Origin of the sequence: Streptomyces sp. NPDC048416, assembly GCF_043200435.1 — a bacterium.
In the GTDB taxonomy this organism is placed as follows: domain Bacteria; phylum Actinomycetota; class Actinomycetes; order Streptomycetales; family Streptomycetaceae; genus Streptomyces.
The window spans coordinates 14,677-34,289 of record NZ_JBICXU010000023.1; the positions used below are offsets into that span (position 1 = coordinate 14,677).

Annotated in this window: 17 protein-coding genes; 9 read left to right on the top strand and 8 right to left on the bottom strand. The window is 72.6% G+C overall.

The features are described from left to right. Positions 1 to 57: 57 nt before the first annotated feature. The 3 genes from abc-f to ACGFW5_RS25090 form a co-directional block, all read right to left on the bottom strand. A complete protein-coding gene (abc-f, locus tag ACGFW5_RS25080) occupies positions 58 to 1,686 on the bottom strand; it encodes a ribosomal protection-like ABC-F family protein (RefSeq protein ID WP_393836547.1) in 1,629 nt (542 codons plus the stop codon). A gap of 375 nt (positions 1,687 to 2,061) precedes the next feature. After that, on the bottom strand, positions 2,062 to 3,102 hold the full coding sequence (gene rarD / locus ACGFW5_RS25085) for an EamA family transporter RarD (protein ID WP_393836548.1): 1,041 nt from the start codon (positions 3,100 to 3,102) through the stop codon (positions 2,062 to 2,064). 181 nt (positions 3,103 to 3,283) lie between these two features. Beyond that, the gene (locus tag ACGFW5_RS25090; RefSeq protein WP_393836549.1) at positions 3,284 to 4,150 is read right to left on the bottom strand and encodes an SDR family oxidoreductase; all 867 of its coding nucleotides are present in this window, start codon (positions 4,148 to 4,150) and stop codon (positions 3,284 to 3,286) included. A gap of 166 nt (positions 4,151 to 4,316) precedes the next feature. On the opposite strand from ACGFW5_RS25090, the gene ACGFW5_RS25095 reads away from it, so the two are divergent. Beyond that, complete coding sequence (locus ACGFW5_RS25095) at positions 4,317 to 4,721, top strand: winged helix-turn-helix transcriptional regulator (RefSeq protein WP_393836550.1); 405 nt, start codon at positions 4,317 to 4,319, stop codon at positions 4,719 to 4,721. Positions 4,722 to 4,817: 96 nt separating this feature from the next. Here the strand turns inward: ACGFW5_RS25095 and ACGFW5_RS25100 are convergent, their stop codons facing one another. The 5 genes from ACGFW5_RS25100 to ACGFW5_RS25120 form a co-directional block, all read right to left on the bottom strand. Beyond that, positions 4,818 to 5,882 carry a 2-oxoacid:ferredoxin oxidoreductase subunit beta gene (locus ACGFW5_RS25100; protein WP_393836551.1) on the bottom strand — a complete coding sequence of 355 codons (1,065 nt, stop codon included), beginning with the start codon at positions 5,880 to 5,882 and terminating at the stop codon, positions 4,818 to 4,820. Then, positions 5,875 to 7,812: a 2-oxoacid:acceptor oxidoreductase subunit alpha gene (locus ACGFW5_RS25105; protein ID WP_393836552.1), complete on the bottom strand. Its 1,938-nt coding sequence runs from the start codon at positions 7,810 to 7,812 to the stop codon at positions 5,875 to 5,877. Before ACGFW5_RS25105 ends, ACGFW5_RS25100 begins: the two co-directional genes overlap by 8 nt. Positions 7,813 to 8,136: 324 nt before the next feature. Then, positions 8,137 to 8,796 carry a LuxR C-terminal-related transcriptional regulator gene (locus ACGFW5_RS25110; RefSeq protein ID WP_393836625.1) on the bottom strand — a complete coding sequence of 220 codons (660 nt, stop codon included), beginning with the start codon at positions 8,794 to 8,796 and terminating at the stop codon, positions 8,137 to 8,139. 408 nt (positions 8,797 to 9,204) lie between these two features. Next, positions 9,205 to 10,530, bottom strand: a complete 1,326-nt coding sequence (locus ACGFW5_RS25115) for a sensor histidine kinase (RefSeq protein ID WP_393836626.1) — start codon at positions 10,528 to 10,530, stop codon at positions 9,205 to 9,207. Between the two features lie 298 nt (positions 10,531 to 10,828). After that, positions 10,829 to 12,052 carry a sensor histidine kinase gene (locus tag ACGFW5_RS25120; protein ID WP_393836553.1) on the bottom strand — a complete coding sequence of 408 codons (1,224 nt, stop codon included), beginning with the start codon at positions 12,050 to 12,052 and terminating at the stop codon, positions 10,829 to 10,831. A gap of 209 nt (positions 12,053 to 12,261) precedes the next feature. On the opposite strand from ACGFW5_RS25120, the gene ACGFW5_RS25125 reads away from it, so the two are divergent. Genes ACGFW5_RS25125 through ACGFW5_RS25160 form a run of 8 tightly spaced genes read left to right on the top strand, consistent with a single transcriptional unit; the run spans position 12,262 to position 19,612 of the window. Then, complete coding sequence (locus ACGFW5_RS25125) at positions 12,262 to 12,669, top strand: NADH-quinone oxidoreductase subunit A (RefSeq protein WP_393836554.1); 408 nt, start codon at positions 12,262 to 12,264, stop codon at positions 12,667 to 12,669. Beyond that, positions 12,660 to 13,265 carry an NADH-quinone oxidoreductase subunit B gene (locus ACGFW5_RS25130; RefSeq protein WP_393836555.1) on the top strand — a complete coding sequence of 202 codons (606 nt, stop codon included), beginning with the start codon at positions 12,660 to 12,662 and terminating at the stop codon, positions 13,263 to 13,265. The genes ACGFW5_RS25125 and ACGFW5_RS25130 overlap by 10 nt, the downstream gene beginning before the upstream one ends. Beyond that, on the top strand, positions 13,262 to 14,863 hold the full coding sequence (locus ACGFW5_RS25135; protein ID WP_393836556.1) for an NADH-quinone oxidoreductase subunit C: 1,602 nt from the start codon (positions 13,262 to 13,264) through the stop codon (positions 14,861 to 14,863). The genes ACGFW5_RS25130 and ACGFW5_RS25135 overlap by 4 nt, the downstream gene beginning before the upstream one ends. Next, entirely contained in the window at positions 14,856 to 15,824 is a 969-nt protein-coding gene (locus tag ACGFW5_RS25140; RefSeq protein WP_393836557.1) for an NADH-quinone oxidoreductase subunit H, read from the top strand. Before ACGFW5_RS25135 ends, ACGFW5_RS25140 begins: the two co-directional genes overlap by 8 nt. After that, positions 15,824 to 16,534, top strand: a complete 711-nt coding sequence (locus tag ACGFW5_RS25145; RefSeq protein WP_393836558.1) for a NuoI/complex I 23 kDa subunit family protein — start codon at positions 15,824 to 15,826, stop codon at positions 16,532 to 16,534. The genes ACGFW5_RS25140 and ACGFW5_RS25145 overlap by 1 nt, the downstream gene beginning before the upstream one ends. Further along, positions 16,531 to 17,241 carry an NADH-quinone oxidoreductase subunit J gene (locus ACGFW5_RS25150; protein WP_393836559.1) on the top strand — a complete coding sequence of 237 codons (711 nt, stop codon included), beginning with the start codon at positions 16,531 to 16,533 and terminating at the stop codon, positions 17,239 to 17,241. Before ACGFW5_RS25145 ends, ACGFW5_RS25150 begins: the two co-directional genes overlap by 4 nt. Continuing rightward, on the top strand, positions 17,241 to 17,615 hold the full coding sequence (gene nuoK, locus ACGFW5_RS25155) for an NADH-quinone oxidoreductase subunit NuoK (RefSeq protein ID WP_393836560.1): 375 nt from the start codon (positions 17,241 to 17,243) through the stop codon (positions 17,613 to 17,615). Before ACGFW5_RS25150 ends, nuoK begins: the two co-directional genes overlap by 1 nt. After that, on the top strand, positions 17,612 to 19,612 hold the full coding sequence (locus ACGFW5_RS25160) for an NADH-quinone oxidoreductase subunit L (RefSeq protein WP_393836561.1): 2,001 nt from the start codon (positions 17,612 to 17,614) through the stop codon (positions 19,610 to 19,612). Before nuoK ends, ACGFW5_RS25160 begins: the two co-directional genes overlap by 4 nt. The last annotated feature ends 1 nt before the right edge of the window (position 19,613 follow it).

A 19,613-nucleotide genomic window follows, 5' to 3' on the forward strand; every position in this document is an offset into this window, starting at 1 on the left:
GGCCGCGGGCCGGGGTGGCAGGCCGGGCGGTTGCTCACCGCGCCGGCCTGCTGTGACTCAGCTCACCGGTGTGCCCGCGCGGAGCTCCAGCCGGTCGCCGGAGAAGGCGGACCGGAATCGTTCGTCGTGCGAGACCACGACGACGGCTCCCTGGTAACCGGCCAGCGCCTCCTCGACCTCCTCGACCAGTGCGAGCGAGACATGGTTCGTCGGCTCGTCCAGGACGAGAAGGTCGGCCGGGCGGGTCACCAGGCGGGCCAGTTCGAGCCGGCGTCGCTGGCCGACGGAGAGCGCCGCGACCGGCACCGCCAGGTCCTCCTCCCGGAACAGACCGAGCGCCAGCAGCTCGTCGGCGTACTCCTCGGGGAACCCGGGGCGCCCCGCCGCGTAGGCGCCGAGGAGCGGCATGCGGCTCGGGCGGTGGCCCAACTCCTGTGCCAGGTAGCCGACATGGCGGCAGCTGCGGCGTACCTCACCCGCGTCCGGGACCAGGTCGCCCGCGAGGACGCGGAGCAGGGTCGTCTTGCCCGCGCCGTTGGGGCCGGACACGAGCAGGCGCCGGCCCGGCTTGATGGTCAGGCCCGGCACGTCGAGACGGTCGCCCACCCTCACCCCGGTCAGCTCGACGAGCGGGCCTTCGGGCGGGGCCTCCGTCGTGGTGGGGCGGGCGCTGAAACGCAGGGGCGGCGGCGGGGCGGCGACCGGCTCGCGCTCCAACTGGTCAAGGCGCGTCCTGGCCGACCTGACCTGCCCGGAGAGCTTGGCCTCCGAGGAGCGGCGGTGTTTGCCGAAGCCCTGGCGGGGGTCGCCACCGCTCGCGGCGAGCCGCCGGGCCGCGGCCTCGACCAGTTCGCGGGTGCGGGCCAGTTCCTCGACCCACTCCTGGTGTGCCAGCTCCCTGCGGCGCCGGGCCGCGGCCCGTGCCGTGCGGTATCCGGCCCAGCCGTCCCCGTAGCGGACGACCGTACGCAGGTCCCGGTCCACCTCCAGGATCGTCGTGGAGACGCGTTCGAGGAACGCCCGGTCGTGGGTGACCACCACCAAGGTGCCCCGGTGGGCGCGCAGTTGCTCGGCCAGCCAGTCGACGGCCCGGCGGTCCAGGTGGTTGGTCGGCTCGTCGAGCAGCAGCAGTTCGGGGGCGGCGGCCAGGACGCAGGCCAGCGCCAGGCGGGACTGCTCGCCGCCGGAGAGCGAGCCGAGGGCGCGGTCGCGGGTGATGTGCGCGAGGCCGAGGGCGTGCAGGGCCGCGTCGGTGCGGGCGTCGGCGCGGTAGCCGTCGCGGTCCTCGTATGCGGCCAACAGGTCGCCGTACGCGGCGAGTTGGGCGTCCGTCGCGTCGGCGAGCCCGGTCTCGGCGGTACGGATGTCCGCCTCCAGGGTGCGCAGCTCGGCGAGCGCGAGGTCCACGGCGTCCTGGACGGTGCGTTCGGGGGCCAGCGCGAGGGTCTGGGCGAGGTGTCCTGTGCCGCCGGGGAACACGGCGGTGACCTCACCGCTGTCGGGCTGCTCGACGCCGGCGAGCAGCCGCAGCAGGGTCGACTTGCCGGACCCGTTCTCGCCGATGACGGCGGCCTTCTCGCCGGGGCGGATCGTGAACGACACCTGGTCGAGCACGAGGCGGTCGCCGTAGGCCTTGCGGACGTCGCTGAGGGACAGCTGGGAAGGGTGATGGGCGCGGGAGCGCATGGGCAGCCTCTGGGGGTACTCGATGTGGACTACTTCCTGGCCGAGGGCAGCGCGGGGTTGCGCCCCGGCACGGTGTGGCGGGGGCGGGGCGCGCCGCGGGGCGGGTCAGCGGAAGTAGTAGTACGAGTACATGGGGTTCAGGTTAGCGGGGGCGGGCTGAGGTGTCCCGGGGTTTTTGACTCGGCGGGCCGGGGGGCGGCTCCCGGCCCGCCTGCTCCTGCCTGCCCGGCCGCGAGGATCGGACCCCGGCCCGGCTGGGGTGCTGCTTGCCCTGGCCGCGTGGGTCGAGCCCCGGCCCGGCTGGGGTGCTGCTTGCCCTGGCCGCGTGGGTCGAGCCCCGGCCCGGCTGGGGTCCTGCCTGCCCGGCCGCGTGGGTCAGGGGTGCGAGGTCGGTGGGGTGTTCGGGGTGTTCGGGGTGTCCGGCTCCATCCGTGGTGGCGGGGGGAGCAGGCCGCCCGTTCCCGCGGCGCCGTGCGTGTTCGGCACATTCGGCACGTTGGCGAGCGCCGCGGCGAGTGCCTTGCGTGAGAGCCGGGCGGTGTGCAGCGCGTCCCAGGTCAGCAGCGTCAGGGCCAGCCACACCAGGGCGAAGCCGGCCCAGCGCTCGGGCGGCATCGCCTCGTGGAAGTACACGATGCCGAGCACGAACTGGAAGACCGGCGCCAGATATTGGAGCAGGCCGAGCGTCGAGAGCGGCACCCGGATCGCCGCGCCGCCGAAACAGACCAGCGGTATGGCGGTCACCACGCCGGTCGCGGCGAGCAGCGCCGCGTGCCCTGCGCCCCCGCTCACGAACGTGGCCTCCCCCTGGCCGCCCAGCCACAGCAGATAGCCGAGGGCGGGCAGGAACTGCACGGCGGTCTCGGCGGCCAGCGATTCGAGCCCGCCGAGGTTCACCTTCTTCTTCACCAGGCCGTACGTGGCGAACGAGAACGCCAGCGTCAGCGAGATCCACGGCGGCTGCCCGTAGCCGATCGCCAGGACGACGACAGCCGCGGTCCCCGTCGCCACCGCCGCCCATTGGGCCCGCCGCAGCCGCTCCTTGAGGATCAGCACGCCCATCGCGATGGTCACGAGCGGATTGATGAAGTAGCCCAGCGACGCCTCCACCACGTGGCCGGAGTTGACCGACCAGATGTACAGGCCCCAGTTGACCGTGATCACGACGGCGGCCACGGCTATGAGCGCCAGCTTGCGCGGTTGGCGCACCAGCTCGCCGATCCACGCCCAGCGGCGCAGGGCGAGCAGGACGATGCCGACGAGCGCGAGGGACCACACCATGCGGTGGGCCAGGATCTCGATGGCGTCGGCGGGTTTGAGGAGCGGCCAGAACAGGGGGACGAGCCCCCACATTCCGTACGCGCCGATCCCGTACAGCAGTCCGGTCCTCTGTTGTCCCGCGGGTTCCTTGACCACTGGCCCTCCCTGTGCGCGCTCGATCCAGCAGAAGGTAGCGCCGAACGGGCCGCGGTGTCATGTCCGTACCGCGATACGGTCCTGACGGGGGAGGGCGGGGGAGAAACGCGGGTCGGGTCGGGCCTGCGGGCGGGGGTGGAGGTGGGGGCCGGGTCGTGCCGGGCCCCCGCGCCGCCGCGCCCTATGCGGTCAGTGCGGCCAGTGCCGCGCGGACCGAGGTGGCCAGCGGGGTGGTCGGGCGCCCGATCAGGCGGGAGAGGTCGCCCGGTGTGGCGGCCAGCCGGCCCCGCTCGATGGCGTGGTCGACGTCGACCAGGATCTCCGCGAAGGCGGCCGGCAGGCCCGCGCCGGTCAGCACGGCCAGGTGGGCCTCGGGGGCCACGGAGGTGTGGGTGACCGGCTTGCCCGACGCTGCGGCGACCTCGGCCGCGTACTCGGCGAACGACCACGCCACGTCGCCGCTCAGCTCGTAAGCCCGGCCCAGGTGACCGTCCTCGGTCAGGACCACCGCCGCGGCCGCCGCGTAGTCCGCGCGGGCCGCCGAGGCGACGCGGCCCTCGCCCGCGTTGGTGACGACCGCCCCGTGTGCCAGGACCGGGGCGAGGTTGGCCGTGTAGTTCTCGGTGTACCAGCCGTTGCGCAGGAACGTGTACGGCAGGCCCGACGCGAGGATCAGACGCTCGGTCTCCCTGTGCTCGTCGGCCAGCGCGAAGTCGGCGTCCGGGCCGCCCAGGATGCCGGTGTAGGCGAGCTGGGCCACGCCCGCCGCCTTCGCGGCCTCGATCACCGCGGTGTGCTGCGGAACCCGCCGTCCGACCTCGCTGCCGGAGATCAGCAGCACCCGGTCGCCCGCCCGGAAGACCCCGGCCAGGGTGGCGGGCTCGCTGTAGTCGGCCACGCGCAGCTCCACGCCGCGCGCGGCGAGCCCGGCCGCCTTCTCCTTGTCGCGTACGACGGCGACGAGCTCGCTCGCCGGTATCCGCGCGAGCAGCTCGTCCACGACGAGGCGGCCCAGTGCTCCGGTGGCTCCGGTGACGACGATGCTCATGGTGACTCTCCTTGGAGGGGGGATGGGGAGCGGGAAACGCGCTCCCTTGAACGCTTCCTGGAACGCTCTCCACGGCTTCTGGAGCGCTTTCTGGAGCGGCTTCTTGAACCACCCTACGGATCGCGCTAACCATTCGTAAGTACCCACTTTGAGGTAAGGTACTGGTATGGGAGTAAGTGAGGGCGGCGGCGCTGACTCGGCCCGGCGCGAGGAGATGTGTCCGCACCGGCTCGTGCTGGAGCACGTCACCAGCCGGTGGGGCGTCCTGGTTCTGGACGCGCTCCTTGAGCGCTCGTACCGGTTCAGCGAGCTGCGACGTGAGATCGGCAAACTGAGCGGGGTCAGCGAGAAGATGCTCGCCCAGACGCTGCGGACGCTGGAGCGCGACGGCATCGTGCACCGCGACGCCAAGCCGGTGATCCCGCCCCGCGTCGACTACTCGCTCACCCCGCTAGGACGCGAGGCGGCCGAGCAGGTGCGGGCGCTGGCCCGCTGGACTGGGGTGCGGATGGACGATGTGCAACGGGCGCGGGCCGCCTATGACGCGACGCGCAAGCCGACTCCCGCATAGGAAGCCGCGACGGCGCGTGTCGAGCGCGAAAAGGGCGCCGGCCCGGAGAGCCCCTGGGGGTTCTCCGGGCCGGCGCCCGGTGTTCATGCCACTGGATCAGCCGACGACGGTCCAGGTGTCCTTGCCCGCGAGCAGCGCGCCCAGGTCGCCCTTGCCGTTCTGCTCGATGGCGGTGTCGAGCTGGTCGGCCATCAGGGTGTCGTAGACCGGCCGGCCCACCGAGCGGAACACACCGATCGGGGTGTGGTGCAGGGTGTCCGGGTCGGCGAGGCGGGACAGCGCGAACGCCGTGGTGGGCGACGCGGTGTGGGCGTCGTGGACGAGGATGTCGGCCTCGTTCTCCGGCGTGACGGGGACCACCTTGAGGTCGCCGGTGGCCGGGTCGCGGACCACGCCCTTGGCGGCGTCGGCGCCGAAGCGGATCGGCTGCCCGTGCTCCAGGCGGATCACCGCCTCCTCCGCCTGGTCCTTGTCCTTCAGGACCTCGAAGGCGCCGTCGTTGAAGATGTTGCAGTTCTGGTAGATCTCCACCAGCGCGGTGCCCGGGTGCTCGGCGGCCTGGCGCAGCACGTCGGTGAGGTGCTTGCGGTCGGAGTCGACGGTGCGCGCCACGAACGACGCCTCGGCGCCGATCGCAAGCGACACCGGGTTGAACGGGGCGTCCAGCGATCCCATCGGCGTCGACTTGGTGATCTTGCCGACCTCGGAGGTCGGGGAGTACTGGCCCTTGGTCAGGCCGTAGATCCGGTTGTTGAAGAGCAGGATCTTGAGGTTGACGTTGCGGCGCAGCGCGTGGATGAGGTGGTTGCCGCCGATGGACAGCGCGTCGCCGTCACCGGTGACCACCCACACGCTCAAGTCCCGCCGCGAGGAGGCGAGTCCGGTCGCGATCGCGGGGGCGCGGCCGTGGATGGAGTGCATCCCGTACGTGTTCATGTAGTACGGGAAGCGGGAGGAGCAGCCGATGCCGGAGACGAAGACGATGTTCTCCTTGGCCAGGCCGAGCTCGGGCATGAAGCCCTGCACGGCGGCCAGGATCGCGTAGTCGCCGCAGCCCGGGCACCAGCGCACCTCCTGGTCGGACTTGAAGTCCTTCATGGACTGCTTGCCCTCGGCCCTGGGGACCAGTTGCAGGAGCTCGTTGCTGAGAGCGTCAGGCATCAATGGCCTCCTTGAGCGCGGTGGCGAGCTGCTCCGCCTTGAACGGCATGCCGTTGACCTGGTTGTAGGAGTGCGCGTCGACCAGGTACTTGGCGCGGATCAGGGTGGCGAGCTGACCGAGGTTCATCTCCGGCACGACGACCTTGTCGTAGCGCGCCAGGATCTCGCCGAGGTTCTTCGGGAAGGGGTTGAGGTGGCGCAGATGGGCCTGGGCGATGGGCTCGCCCTGGGCGCGCAGCCTGCGTACGGCGGCCGTGATGGGGCCGTAGGTGGAGCCCCAGCCGAGCACGAGGGTGCGGGCGCCGTCCGGGTCGTCCACGGTGAGGTCGGGCACCTCGATGCCGTCGATCTTGGCCTGACGGATACGGACCATGAAGTCGTGGTTGGCCGGGTCGTAGGAGATGTTGCCCGTGCCGTCCTGCTTCTCGATGCCGCCGATGCGGTGTTCGAGGCCCGGTGTGCCGGGGACCGCCCAGGGGCGGGCCAGCGTCTGCGGGTCGCGCTTGTAGGGCCAGAACACCTCGGTGCCGTCGGCCAGGGTGTGATTCGGCCCGGACGCGAACTGCACGCGTAGATCCGGGAGTTCGTCGGTCTCCGGGATCCGCCACGGCTCGGAGCCGTTGGCCAGGTAGCCGTCCGAGAGCAGGAAGACCGGGGTGCGGTAGGTCAGCGCGATGCGTGCCGCGTCGATCGCCGCGTCGAAACAGTCGGCGGGCGTCTTCGGCGCGACGACCGGCACCGGGGCCTCGCCGTTGCGGCCGTACATCGCCTGCAACAGGTCGGCCTGCTCGGTCTTGGTCGGCAGGCCCGTGGAGGGGCCGCCGCGCTGGATGTCCACGATCAGCAGCGGCAGTTCGAGCGAGACGGCAAGGCCGATCGCCTCGGACTTCAGGGCCACACCGGGGCCGGACGTGGTGGTGACGGCGAGCGAACCGCCGAACGCCGCACCGAGCGCGGCGCCGATGCCCGCGATCTCGTCCTCCGCCTGGAAGGTCCGCACGCCGAAGTTCTTGTGGCGCGACAGCTCGTGCAGGATGTCGGAGGCCGGGGTGATCGGGTACGAGCCCAGGTAGAGCGGCAGGTCCGCCTGCTGCCCGGCCGCGATCAGGCCGTACGACAGCGCCAGGTTGCCGGAGATGTTGCGGTAGGTGCCCGAGGGGAAGGCCGTGGTGGCCGGCGCGACCTCGTAGGAGACCGCGAAGTCCTCGGTGGTCTCCCCGAAGTTCCACCCCGCGCGGAACGCCGCGACGTTCGCCTCGGCGATGGCCGGCTTCTTCGCGAACTTGGCCCGCAGGAACTTCTCCGTGCCCTCCGTGGGCCGGTGGTACATCCACGACAGCAGACCGAGCGCGAACATGTTCTTCGAGCGCTCGGCCTCCTTGCGCGAGAGCCCGAACTCCTTCAGCGCCTCGACCGTCAGCGTCGTCAACGGCACCGGGTGCACGTTGTACGCGGACAGGGAGCCGTCCTCAAGGGGGGAGGTGTCGTAGCCGACCTTGGCCATCGCGCGCTTGGCGAACTCGTCCGTGTTCACGATGATCTCGGCGCCGCGCGGCACGTCCGCGAGGTTCGCCTTCAGGGCCGCCGGGTTCATCGCCACCAGCACGTTCGGGGCGTCACCCGGCGTGAGGATGTCGTGGTCGGCGAAGTGCAGCTGGAAGCTGGACACGCCCGGCAGTGTTCCGGCAGGTGCCCGGATCTCGGCCGGGAAGTTCGGCAGCGTCGACAAGTCGTTGCCGAACGACGCCGTCTCCGAAGTGAACCGGTCGCCGGTGAGCTGCATGCCGTCGCCCGAGTCACCCGCGAAGCGGATGATGACGCGGTCGAGGCGCCGGATTTCCTTCTCGCCGGCTGGCCTGCGCTGCTCTCCGACAAGGGCCTCTTCGGCTCCGTCGGCCTGCTCGGCTGGGCTACTGACCTGGCTGGTCACTGAACTGGACCTCCCTCGGGCGGCTGCTCGGGCGCCTCCGGCCGACCGGTAGCGCCAAGGCCCACCCTACGTCGGTAAGGGTGGCCTTCCCTGGACCGCTCATATGTTGGACGCTCTTTTGAGACGCCTCACTGCCCTGAACTGCCACGAACTGCTCGCCCCCGGACCTTCGTCAGCCGCCCGGCGATCCGCCCCCGGGCGCGGACCGCGCACCGCACCGCACCGCGCCGGGAGCCCCGCGAGGGGTCGCCCGACCCGGCCCGGCGAGCGACTTTCGCCCCTGACGGCAGGGCCCCGCTCGATCCCCGGCAGGGCGGCCGCCGGTCATGAGTTGATGTAGGTCAGCACCGCGAGGACGCGCCGGTGGTCGCCGACGCTCGGCGAGAGCCCCAGCTTCAGGAAGATGTTGCTGACGTGCTTCTCGACCGCGCCGTCGCTGACGACGAGTTGCTTGGCGATCGCGGAGTTCGTCCGCCCCTCGGCCATCAGACCCAGCACCTCACGCTCACGGGGCGTCAGATGGGCGAGCACGTCCTGCTTGCGGCTGCGCCCCAGGAGCTGGGCCACGACCTCCGGGTCGAGGGCGGTGCCCCCCTGGGCGACCCGCACCACGGCCTCGACGAACTCCCGCACGTCGGCGACCCGGTCCTTCAGGAGGTAGCCCACGCCCCGGCTCGACCCGGCGAGCAGTTCGGTGGCGTACTGCTCCTCCACGTACTGGCTGAGCACCAGCACCCCGATGCCGGGATACCGCGCGCGCAACAGCACCGCCGCGCGCACACCCTCGTCGGTGTGGGTGGGCGGCATCCGTACGTCCGCCACCACGACATCGGGCGGCGCGCCCTGTTCCGCCAGCTCGCCCACCGTCTTGACCAGCGCATCCCCGTCGCCCACTCCCGCGACGACGTCATGCCCCCGGTCGGTCAGCAGCCGGGTCAGGCCCTCCCGAAGCAACACCGAATCCTCGGCGATGACCACCCGCACCCTGTCCTCCACGACTCCGCTGCCCCCCGCGCTCCATTGGCTCCCCAGGCGGGCACCCGTCCAGGGCGCCCGCCCCACGGCTCTGTGCGAGCTGTGGCGTGTGCCCGTCCAGCATCCCAGCATTCGGGCAAGAATCCGCCCCCGCCAGGCAAAAACCCCCGGCCCCGTGTGTGCGGGGCGGGGGCCGGACCGCGGTGCCGGGCCGCCCGGGGGGCGGCGGGCGACGCCGGATCGGGGCGCCGGAGGTGGCAGGCGGCGCCGGATCGGGGCGCCGCGGGCGCCGGGCCGTGTCGTCGCAGTCCCGTCCGGCCGACGGGCAGCCGAACGGGACTGCGGGCGGGACTGTGGACGGCACTGCGGACGGCACTGCGGACGGGACTGCGGACGGGACTGCGGCGAGGGCAATCCCTAGGCGCGCCAGGGCAGTTCGGCCGTGATGGTGGTCGGGCCGCCGGGCGGCGAGTCGACGACCAGGATCCCGTCCACCGCGTCCAGCCGCTCCGCGAGCCCCGCGAGGCCCGACCCGGCCGCAGCGTCCGCGCCGCCGCGTCCGTTGTCACCGACCTGGAGCATCAGCCGGTTCCCGGCCCGCCACACGTCGACGGTGGCCCGGCCCGCGCCGCTGTGCTTGCTGACGTTCTGGAGCAGTTCGGACACCGTGTAGTACGCGATGCCCTCGATGGCCGGGACAGGCCGGCCCGGCAGGTCCACCTCGACCCGCACCGGGACCGTGCAGCGGGAGGCGACGGAGGAAAGGGCCGCGTCCAGGCCGCGGTCGGTGAGCACCGCCGGGTGGATGCCCCGGGCCAGGTCGCGCAGCTCCTGCAACGCCACCTTGACCTCGCCGTGCGCCTCACCCACCATCACGGCGGCCGCCTCGGGGTCTTCGGCCAGCTTCTCCTTTGCCAGACCCAGGTCCATGGCGAGGGCCACCAGGCGGGCCTGCGCACCGTCGTGCAGATCGCGCTCGATACGCCGCAGATCGGCCGCCGTGGTGTCCACCACGATCCCGCGGTCCGACTCCAGCTCCGTCACCCGCTCCTCCAGGCGGGACGGGCCGAGCAGGCCGACGACCATCACCTTGTCCACCGTGGCCAGCGCGCGGATCAGCCACGGCACGACCAGCGTGATCAACAGCCCGACCAGGCACGTCAGGGCGACCGTGGAGGGCGTGTCCAGGTAGACGTCGCGCTTCTCGCCGCCGTAGATCTGGATGCCGTCGTGGTTGGTGTAGGTCGGGAACACCCACTGCCACAGCGGGTACGAGAACAGCGTCCAGCCCACCGTCCATGTCGTCAGCGACGTGACGAAGGCGAAGATCGCCCAGGGGAAGTGCAGGACCGAGTACAGCAGGTGGCGCCAGGAGACCCCGCTCTTGAGCACCCCGCCGACCCACGACATGACGCCGCCGCGCGAGCGCACCGACTGCGGCTCGGCGATCTCCACGCCGAGCAACGCCCGTGCCCGGGCCCGCTCCATCACTCCGAAGCCCCGGCAGCCCATCAGGCTGACCGCCATCAGCGGGATGCCGAGGAAGGTGACGAGCAGACCGGCGCTCATCGACACCATGACGACCGCCCAGCAGAACAGCACGATGCTGATGGGCAGGCTGAGCAGCAGATGGCCGAACTCCCGGAAGGTGCGCCCCTCGAACGGCGCCCGCAGCACCGGCGGAACGAGGTGCCGCCGCGGCTCGCGGGAGCGTGACCCGCCGTACCCGTACTCGGTCTCCATGGTCATCGGCCCTGTCCGTCCATTCCGTGTGATGCGACCGCCGTCTTGACCGTCGCCCCCTCTTGCACACCAGCCTGCCGTGCGGCGCCGCCCGCGACCATGCAGCCGGTCACCCTCTTCGGCCGGGGGTTTTCCCTACCCCGGCCCCCGGCCCCCGGCGGGACGGGACCAGGCCAGGCCCACGGCCCCGATCGCCCCCCCGCCAACGCCGGGTCAGCCCTTCGCCCCCGACAACGCCGGGTCAGCCCTTCGCCCCCCGACAACACCGGGTCAGCCCATAGCCCCCGACAACGCCCGGTCAGTCCTTCGGGCCCCGGTCGCGCCACGGCAGTTCGGCCGTGACGACGGTCGGCCCGCCGACGGGCGATTCGAGGACGAGCAGCCCGTCCACCGCGCCGAGCCGCTCGGCGAGACCCGCCATGCCGGTGCCGCCGTCGATCCGCGCACCGCCCACCCCGTCGTCCTCGACCTGGATGAGCAGCCGCTCGGCACTGCGCCACACCTCGACCGACGCGGCCCGCGCCCGGCTGTGCTTGCTGACGTTCTGCAACAGCTCGGAGACCGTGAAGTACGCGATGCCCTCGATGGCCGGGGCCGGGCGCGCGGGCAGGTCGACCGCGACCTTGACCGGCACCGTGCAGCGGGAGGCGACGGAGGAGAGCGCCGCGTCCAGACCGCGGTCGGTGAGCACCGCGGGGTGGATGCCGCGCGCCAGGTCGCGCAGCTCCTGGAGGGCCAGCTTCACCTCGCCGTGCGCCTCGTCGACCATCGCGGCCGCCGTGTCCGGGTCGTCGAGCAGCTTCTCCTTCGCCAGGCCAAGACCCATGGCGAGCGCCACCAGGCGGGCCTGCGCCCCGTCGTGCAGATCGCGTTCGATACGGCGCAGGTCGGCGGCGGCGGTGTCCACGACCACGCCCCGGTCGGACTCCAGCTCGGCGATCCGCCGCTCCAGCTCGTCCGACGGCGAGAGCAGCGCGCGCACCATCATCCGGTCGCCGTTGGTGAGCCCGCGGGCGACGAACCCGAGCACCGGCCACGCCACGAACAGCGAGACCATCGTCACCGCGAAGGTCAGGATGCCCCAGGGCAGCCGCACGAACTCGTACAGCACCCCGCGCCACGCGACCGGGTCCCGCAGGCTCGTCCACAGCCAGGGGAAGAAGCCGCCGTGCCTGCCCGGGCCCGCCGGGATGGGGGTGGGCTCCTCGACCCGCACCCCCAGCAGCGCCCGCGCCCTGGCCCGCTCCACCTTGCCCAGCTGCCGCGCGCCGAGCAGGCCCACCGCGAGCAGCGGAAGACCGATCACGGTGATGGACAGGCCGAGCCCGAGCATCACCATGGCGACGACGTAGACGAAACCGAGGATCCCCAGCGGCAGGTTGGTCAGGAGGTGGGCGATCTCCTTCCAGGTGTGCCGGTCGTAGGCGAACCGCACCGCGGGCGGTGCGGCCGTCTCGTCGCCGCCGGCGTCACCTGCGGGTCGTGCTGCGTACCACTGCTGGTCGCGGAGGGTCCTGGTCATGGTCCCAAGACTGCCGGGCCGCGATCGGCGACGCCATGGGGTGCCGCACCCTCTTGTACGGGGGAAAACCCCACCCCGGCGGCCCACACCGTGAGACGCGCCTGCCAAGGGCCCCCTTAGCAGGGCCTAGACTCCCGTCCGTACACAGCGTCGAACAGGGCGCGACGAGATCATCGAGACCATCGAGGCCAGGGAACGAGGGGCGCGACGTGCCGGAACCGACCGTGCGCCAGACGCAGGTGTTGGCTGCCGACTACTTCCACAGCTATGCGGTCGTCGGCCTCCTGGCCGTGATCGGCGTGCTGTTCGTCGCCGCGGCCTTCGGAGCCGGGCGGTTGCTGCGGCCCGCCGTGCCGACGCCGGAGAAACTGCTGACGTACGAGTGCGGCGTCGACCCCGTCGGCGAGGGCTGGGCCCACACCCAGGTCCGCTACTACGTCTACGCCTTCCTGTACGTGATCTTCGCCGTCGACTCGATCTTCCTCTTCCCCTGGGCGACCGTCTTCGCCGCCGCGGGCTTCGGCGCGACCACCCTCGTCGAGATGTTCATCTTCCTCGGCTTCCTGGCCCTGGGACTGCTCTACGCATGGAAGAAGGGCGTCCTGGAATGGACGTGACCAACCCCCAGCGGGTGCCCGACCCCCAGCCGCTGTCCGAGCCCCAGCGGCTCGGTGTCCTCTCGCGGCTGGCCCCCGAGCCGATGAAGGTGGTCCTCAACTGGGGCCGCCGCTACAGCCTCTGGGTCTTCAACTTCGGCCTCGCCTGCTGCGCCATCGAGTTCATCGCCGCGTCGATGGCCCGCCACGACTTCATCCGGCTCGGCGTGATCCCCTTCGCGCCGGGCCCGCGCCAGGCCGACCTCATGATCGTCTCCGGCACGGTGACGGACAAGATGGCGCCCGCGGTCAAGCGGTTGTACGAGCAGATGCCCGAGCCGAAGTACGTCATCTCCTTCGGCGCCTGCTCCAACTGCGGCGGCCCGTACTGGGACTCGTACTCGGTGACCAAGGGCGTGGACCAGATCATCCCGGTCGACGTGTACGTGCCAGGCTGCCCGCCCCGGCCCGAGGCGCTGCTCCAGGGCATCCTCAAGCTCCAGGAGAAGATCGCCCGCGAATCGCTCGGCGAGCGGTACGCGCACACGGCCACCCCGGCCCAGCTGACCAGCGGGCTCGTCGCCGCGCCGCCGACCTCGGGGGAGGACCGGGCGTGAACGCGTACGACACCCTGCCCGACGGCGTCACCGACGTCTTCGGCGAGCAGGCCACGGCTGCCCGGGCGTACGACCTGCTCACCGTCGACGTGCCGGCCGACGCCTGGATCGCGGCGCTGCGGACCGCCCGTGACGAGCTGGGCTGCACCTACTTCGACTGGCTGAGCGCGGTCGACGAACCCGGCACGGGCTTCCAGATCTGCGCCCACGTCGTGGCACTGGGCGACGGCACGGTCCGCCGCCTGCTGCTGCGCACGACCGTCCCGCACGCGGCTCCCGTGCTGCCCTCCGCGGTCGACGTGTACGCGGGCGCGGCCTGGCACGAGCGCGAGACGCACGAAATGTTCGGCGTGGACTTCACCGGCCACCCGCACCTGGCCCCGCTGCTTCTCCCCGACACCTTCGAGGGCCACCCGCTGCGCAAGGACTTCGTGCTCGCGGCCCGCGTCGCGAAGGCGTGGCCGGGCGCGAAGGAGCCGGGCGAGCCTGCGGCGGGTGCGGCGCATGGCGGCCCCAAGCGCCGCCAGATGCTCCCGCCCGGCGTCCCCGACCCCAACGAGTGGGGCCCCCTGAAGGGCCAACTCCCCCCGGCCCCAACCCGCCCGACCCGCACCCCCCGCGCGGCGGGCGACCGCCCTGCCCGCGCGGCGGGAGAGCGCCCTGTCCGCGCGGCGGGAGAACGCCCGGTGCGGCGCGCCCGCAGCGTGTCGGAGGGCTCGGCATCCCAAACGCCGACTCCGCCCACACCGTCCGCCCCGGGGACTCCGGCGACCCCGGCGACCCCGGCGAGCGAGGCGACCCCGACCGGCCCGGCGAGTACGGCGACCCCGGCCGGCCCGGCGGCTCCGGTCGCCCCGACGACTTCGGACGCACCCTGGCACAACCCGAAACCGGCTTTCACCGAAGACGCCCCGGCACCCGCTCCGGCTGCGAAGCCCACCCGGGAGGGGAAGCCCACCCCGGCTGCGAAGCCCGCCGGGGAGGAGGAGCCCGCCTCGGCTGCGGGACCCGCCCGGGAGGCGGAGCCCACCCCGGCTCCGGAGCCCACCCGGGAAGGGGAGCCCGCCCCGGCTGCGGAGCCCACCCCGGCTCCGGAGCCCACCCGGGAAGGGGAGCCCGCCCCGGCTGCGGAACCCACCCCGGCTCCGGAGCCCACCTTGGAGGGGGAGCCCGCCCCGGCTCCGGAGCCCACCTTGGAGGGGGAGCCCGCCCCGGCTGCGGGCCCCACCTTGGAGGGGGAGCCCGCCCCGGCTGCGGGCCCCACCTCGGAGGGGGAGCCCACCCCGGCTGCGGAAGCCGCCCCGGCTGCGAAGCCCGCCCGGAAGGGGGAGCCCGCCCCGGCTGCGGGCCTCACCCAGGACGGGGAGCCCGCCCCGGCTGCGGGCCTCACCCGGGAAGGGGAGCCCACCCCGGAAGGGGAGCCCGCCCCGGCTGCGGAACCCTCCCCGGAAGGGGAGCCCACCCCGGAAGGGGAGCCCACCCCGGCTCCGGAACCCACCCCGGAGGGGGAACCCGCCCCGGCCGCCGGAATCGGCGTACCCGAATCGTCCGACCCAGCCGAACCAACCGACCCCGCCGGAGGCGACCCGCGTGAATGACGCACTCGACGTCGCCATCCGGCTGGTCGTCGTCTTCGTCGTGTTCCTCGTCCTGCCGCTGGTGGTGGGGCAGACCGAGCACAAGGCGATGGCGCACATGCAGGGCCGGCTCGGCCCCATGTACGCCGGCGGCTTCCACGGCTGGGCCCAACTCGTCGCGGACGGCGTGAAGTTCGCGCAGAAGGAGGACATCGTCCCGGCCGCGGCCGACCGGCGGATCTTCCAGCTCGCGCCCGCCGTCGCCCTGCTGCCCTACCTCCTCGTCCTCGTGACGATCCCGATCGGACCGAGCGAGGGCGCGGTCGGCCAGGCCGTCGACGCGGGCATCTTCTTCGTGCTCGCCGTGATGGGCGTGGGCGTGCTCGGCTCGCTCATGGCGGGCTGGGCGTCGGCCAACAAGTTCTCCCTGCTCGGCGGATTGCGCACCGCCGCCCAGCTCCTGGCGTACGAGCTGCCCATGCTGCTCGCCGCCGCCTCCGTGGCGATGGCGGCCGGCACGGTCTCGCTGCCCGGCATCCTCAACGCCTTCCACTGGTGGTGGCTGCCCTGGCAGATCGTCGGCGCGCTCGTCTTCTTCGTCGCCGGTCTCGCCGAACTCCAGCGTCCCCCCTTCGACATGCCCGTCGCCGACTCCGAGATCATCTTCGGCGCGTACACCGAGTACACGGGTCTGCGCTTCGCGCTGTTCCTGCTCGCCGAGTACGCCGGCATCGTCGTCCTGTGCGGCCTGACCACCGTCCTGTTCCTCGGCGGCTGGCACGGCCCGTGGGGCGCCGACGGGCTCGGCTGGGTGTGGACCCTGCTCAAGACGGCCGTGCTCGCCTTCGTGGTGATCTGGCTCCGGGTCAGCTACCCCCGGCTCCGTGAGGACCAGTTGCAGAAGCTCGCCTGGACCACGCTCATCCCGCTCGCGCTCGCGCAGATCGCGCTCACCGGCATCGTGAAGGTGGCGATCAGCTAATGGCTCTCCCCGGTTCCGGCCTCGCCAAGGGCCTCGCCGTGACGCTCCGCACGATGACGAAGAAGACCGTCACCGCGCAGTACCCCGACGTCCAGCCCGAACTCCCGCCCCGCAGCCGGGGCGTGATCGGCCTGTTCGAGGAGAACTGCACGGTGTGCATGCTGTGCGCCCGCGAGTGCCCCGACTGGTGCATCTACATCGACTCCCACAAGGAGACGGTCCCGGCGGCCGTCGAGGGCGGCCGTGAACGCAGCCGCAATGTCCTCGACCGCTTCGCCATCGACTTCTCGCTCTGCATGTACTGCGGCATCTGCATCGAGGTGTGCCCCTTCGACGCGCTTTTCTGGTCCCCGGAGTTCGAGTACGCGGAGACCGACATCCACGAACTCACCCACGAGCGCGACAAGCTGCGCGACTGGATGTGGACCGTCCCGGCCCCGCCCGCGCTCGACCCCGGAGCCGAGGAGCCCAAGGAGGTCGCCGCCGCCCGCAAGACCGCCGACAAGCGTGCCGCCGCCCAGGCAGCGGAAGCCGCCCAGGCAGCGGAAGCCGCCCAGGCAGCAGAAGCCGCCCAGGCAGCGGAAGCCGCCCAGGCAGTTGATGCCGATGCGGCAGCCGCGCCCGAGGCGGCAGCCGCGCCCGATGCGGCCCCCGCTCCCACGGAGCCCACCCCGGATTCCCCCCTCGGCTCCGAAGGAGGGCAGGCATGAGCGCGATCCTCGCCCAGGCGGCCCTCACCGCGCCCCAGGGCTTCCTGTCGCCGACCGGCGTGGAGATCGCCTTCCTCCTCGTCGGGATCGCCACCCTCGGCGCGGCCGTCATGACCGTCACGACCCGGCAGCTGGTGCACGCCGCGCTGTGGCTCGTCGTGGCGCTCGGCGGCCTTGCCGTCGAATACCTCCTGCTCACCGCCGAGTTCATCGCCTGGGTGCAGGTCCTCATCTACGTCGGTTCGATCGTGGTGCTCCTCCTGTTCGGGCTGATGCTCACCAGGGCGCCCATCGGCCGCTCCCCGGATGCCGACTCCGGCAACCGCTGGGCGGCGCTCGCCGTGGCCGTCGCCGCGGCCGGGACCCTGGTCTGGGTCGTCGTGGACGCGTTCCGTACGAGCTGGATCGACCTCGGCGGACCCGCCCAGGGCTCCACCAAGGTGTCCGGAGAGATCCTTTTCCGGCACTGGGTGCTGCCCTTCGAGGCGCTGTCCGTGCTGCTGCTCGCCGCGCTGGTCGGCGCGATCGTGCTGTCCCGCAAGAGCGGCGAACCCGGCGACGCCCCGGCCACCGGCGACGCCCCCCGCACCGGCGGCGCCCCCCACACCGGCGGCGCCCCCCGCCCCGGCCAGACCCCCGCCACCGACCCAACCCCCGGCTCCGCCGCCTCCGCCCCCGCCCCCGCCCGTGAGACGGAGTCGCGCTGATGCACCTCGCCTATCCCGCCGTGCTCGCCGTCCTCCTCTTCTGCACCGGCCTCTACGGTGTGCTCGCGCGGCGCAACGCGATCCTGGTCCTGATGTCCGTCGAGCTGATGCTCAACGCCGTCAACCTCAACCTCGTCGCCTTCGACGTGTGGCTGCGCGACAGCCTCCACGCCGGCCAGGCGCTCACCCTGTTCACCATCGCCATCGCCGCCGCCGAGATCGGTATCGGCCTGGCGATCGTGCTCGCCGTGTACCGGGACCGCGGCACCTCCGACATCGACCGGCTCCGCGACACCGCCGAGGGCGCGGGCCCCGACCCGGCCGACCCCGAAGACCCCGCCGCCCCGGCACAGAAGGCTGAGGCCGCCGCGTGACCACCACGACCCTCGCCGTCCTCGTTCCGCTCCTTCCCTTCCTGGGCGCCGCGGCCGGCCTGCTGCTCGGCCGCCGAGCCCCCGGCTTCGTCCGGCCGCTCGCGGTGCTGCCCACGTTCGCCGCGTTCGTGCTCGCCGTCGTCGTCGCCGTCGACCAGGGCGGCGACAAGGCGATCGATGCGGCCACCCGGCTCACCCCGACCGGCTCCGTACCGATCGACCTCGCCCTCCACCTGGACGGGTTCGCGGTCCTCGTCGCCGTCCTGGTCGGCCTGGTCGCGACCTGCGTCCAGCTCTACTCGACGGGCTATCTGCGCGACGACCCGCGCTACACCTCCTACGCCGCGCTCGTCTCCCTGTTCACCTCCGCGATGCTGCTCGTCGTCTACTCCGGCGACCTGATGGTGCTGCTCGTCGGCTGGGAGATCATGGGCATCTGCTCGTACTTCCTGGTCGGCCACTACTGGGAGACCCCCGAGGCGCGGGCCGCGTCCCTGAAGGCCTTCCTGGTCACCAAGCTCGGCGACGTCCCCTTCCTGATCGGCCTGTTCGCGCTCGCCACCGACGCCGGTACGTTCCGGATCACCGGCGTCGTCCAGGCCGCCCTGACCGGCGGCATCGCTCACCCCACGCTCATCGCGCTGCTGCTGCTCGCCGGGGTGGCCGGCAAGTCCGCCCAGTTCCCGCTGCACACCTGGCTGCCCGACGCGATGGCCGGCCCGACCCCGGTCTCCGCGCTGATCCACGCCGCGACGATGGTCGCCGCCGGCATCTACTTCGTGGCCCGGCTGCTGCCCGTCTTCGCCGCGTCGGCCGCCGCGATGACCGTGCTCGCCGTGATGGCCGCGATCACCATGGTGGGCTCGGCGCTGGCCGCGCTCGCCCAGGACGACATCAAGCGCGTCCTCGCGTACTCGACCATCGGCCAGCTCGGTTACCTCTCGGGCGCCCTGGCCGTCGGCGACCGCGGGGCCGCCGTCTTCCACCTCCTGTCGCACGGCGCCTTCAAGGCGCTGCTCTTCCTCGCCGCGGGCGTGGTCATCCACGCGACCGGCACCAACTCCCTGACCGCCATGTCCCGCATGGGCGGCCTTGCCAAGCGCATCCCCGACGCGTTCTGGACGATGACCGTGGCCCTGCTCGCGCTCGCCGCGATCCCGCCCTTCGCCGGCTTCTTCTCCAAGGAGGCCGTCCTGTCCGCCGCCGAGCACACCGCGCTCGGCGAGAGCCAGGTCGCCCCGTCCGGCGCCGGCTGGACCGTGCTGGTCGCCGGTCTGCTCACCGCCCTCCTCACCGCCGCGTACGCGACGCGCCTGTGGCTGCTGGCCTTCCGTGGTCGGGGCGCCGAGGCCCCCGACCACGGCAAACAGCCCGTCGTCATGAACGCGGTGCTCTGGGTGCTCGCCATCCCCTCCATCGGCTTCGGTCTCACCACCGGCTACCTCGGCGACTGGTTCGACGGGCGGGCCCTCACCCCGGCCGTCACCACCGCCGTCCTGTCCACGGGTGTCGCCCTCGTCGGCGGCCTGGTCACCTACGCGGCCTGGCGCCACACCTCGGCGCTTGCCGCCCGCACCCCGATGGGCGCCGTCGCCGCCCACCCCGAGGGCGACGGCAGCCTGGTCGAGGAGGAAGCCATCGCCAGCCACACCGAGGTCTACGGCTCCATCGCGTCCGCGCCGGACCCCGCCGACCCGGGCCGTCTCCTGCTCGGCCCGCTGCACCGCCACGCGGCCACCGGCTTCCACCTGGACGCCGTCTACCACGCCCTGTTCGTGCGCCCCGTCCTCGCCGCGGCCGGCCTGGTCCGCTTCCTGGACCGGGAGGTCGTCGAGACGTACGTACGCGCCGCGAGCGCCGGACCGCGCTGGCTCGGCTGGGCCGTGCGCCGCGCGCAGAACGGCAATGTGCAGAGCTACCTCAGCGCGCTGCTTGCCGGCTCACTCGTCCTGGCGGCCGCCGTGGTCGTCCTTGCCAACGTCACCGCGGGGTCCTGAG

Coding starts and splice junctions, on each gene's coding strand:
- abc-f (WP_393836547.1), bottom strand. CDS start 1,686: ATGCGCTCCCGCGCCCATCACCCTTCCCAGCTGTCCCTCAGCGACGTC.
- ACGFW5_RS25090 (WP_393836549.1), bottom strand. CDS start 4,150: ATGAGCATCGTCGTCACCGGAGCCACCGGAGCACTGGGCCGCCTCGTC.
- ACGFW5_RS25095 (WP_393836550.1), top strand. CDS start 4,317: ATGGGAGTAAGTGAGGGCGGCGGCGCTGACTCGGCCCGGCGCGAGGAG.
- ACGFW5_RS25100 (WP_393836551.1), bottom strand. CDS start 5,882: ATGCCTGACGCTCTCAGCAACGAGCTCCTGCAACTGGTCCCCAGGGCC.
- ACGFW5_RS25115 (WP_393836626.1), bottom strand. CDS start 10,530: ATGGAGACCGAGTACGGGTACGGCGGGTCACGCTCCCGCGAGCCGCGG.
- ACGFW5_RS25120 (WP_393836553.1), bottom strand. CDS start 12,052: ATGACCAGGACCCTCCGCGACCAGCAGTGGTACGCAGCACGACCCGCA.
- ACGFW5_RS25130 (WP_393836555.1), top strand. CDS start 12,660: ATGGACGTGACCAACCCCCAGCGGGTGCCCGACCCCCAGCCGCTGTCC.
- ACGFW5_RS25145 (WP_393836558.1), top strand. CDS start 15,824: ATGGCTCTCCCCGGTTCCGGCCTCGCCAAGGGCCTCGCCGTGACGCTC.
- ACGFW5_RS25150 (WP_393836559.1), top strand. CDS start 16,531: ATGAGCGCGATCCTCGCCCAGGCGGCCCTCACCGCGCCCCAGGGCTTC.
- nuoK (WP_393836560.1), top strand. CDS start 17,241: ATGCACCTCGCCTATCCCGCCGTGCTCGCCGTCCTCCTCTTCTGCACC.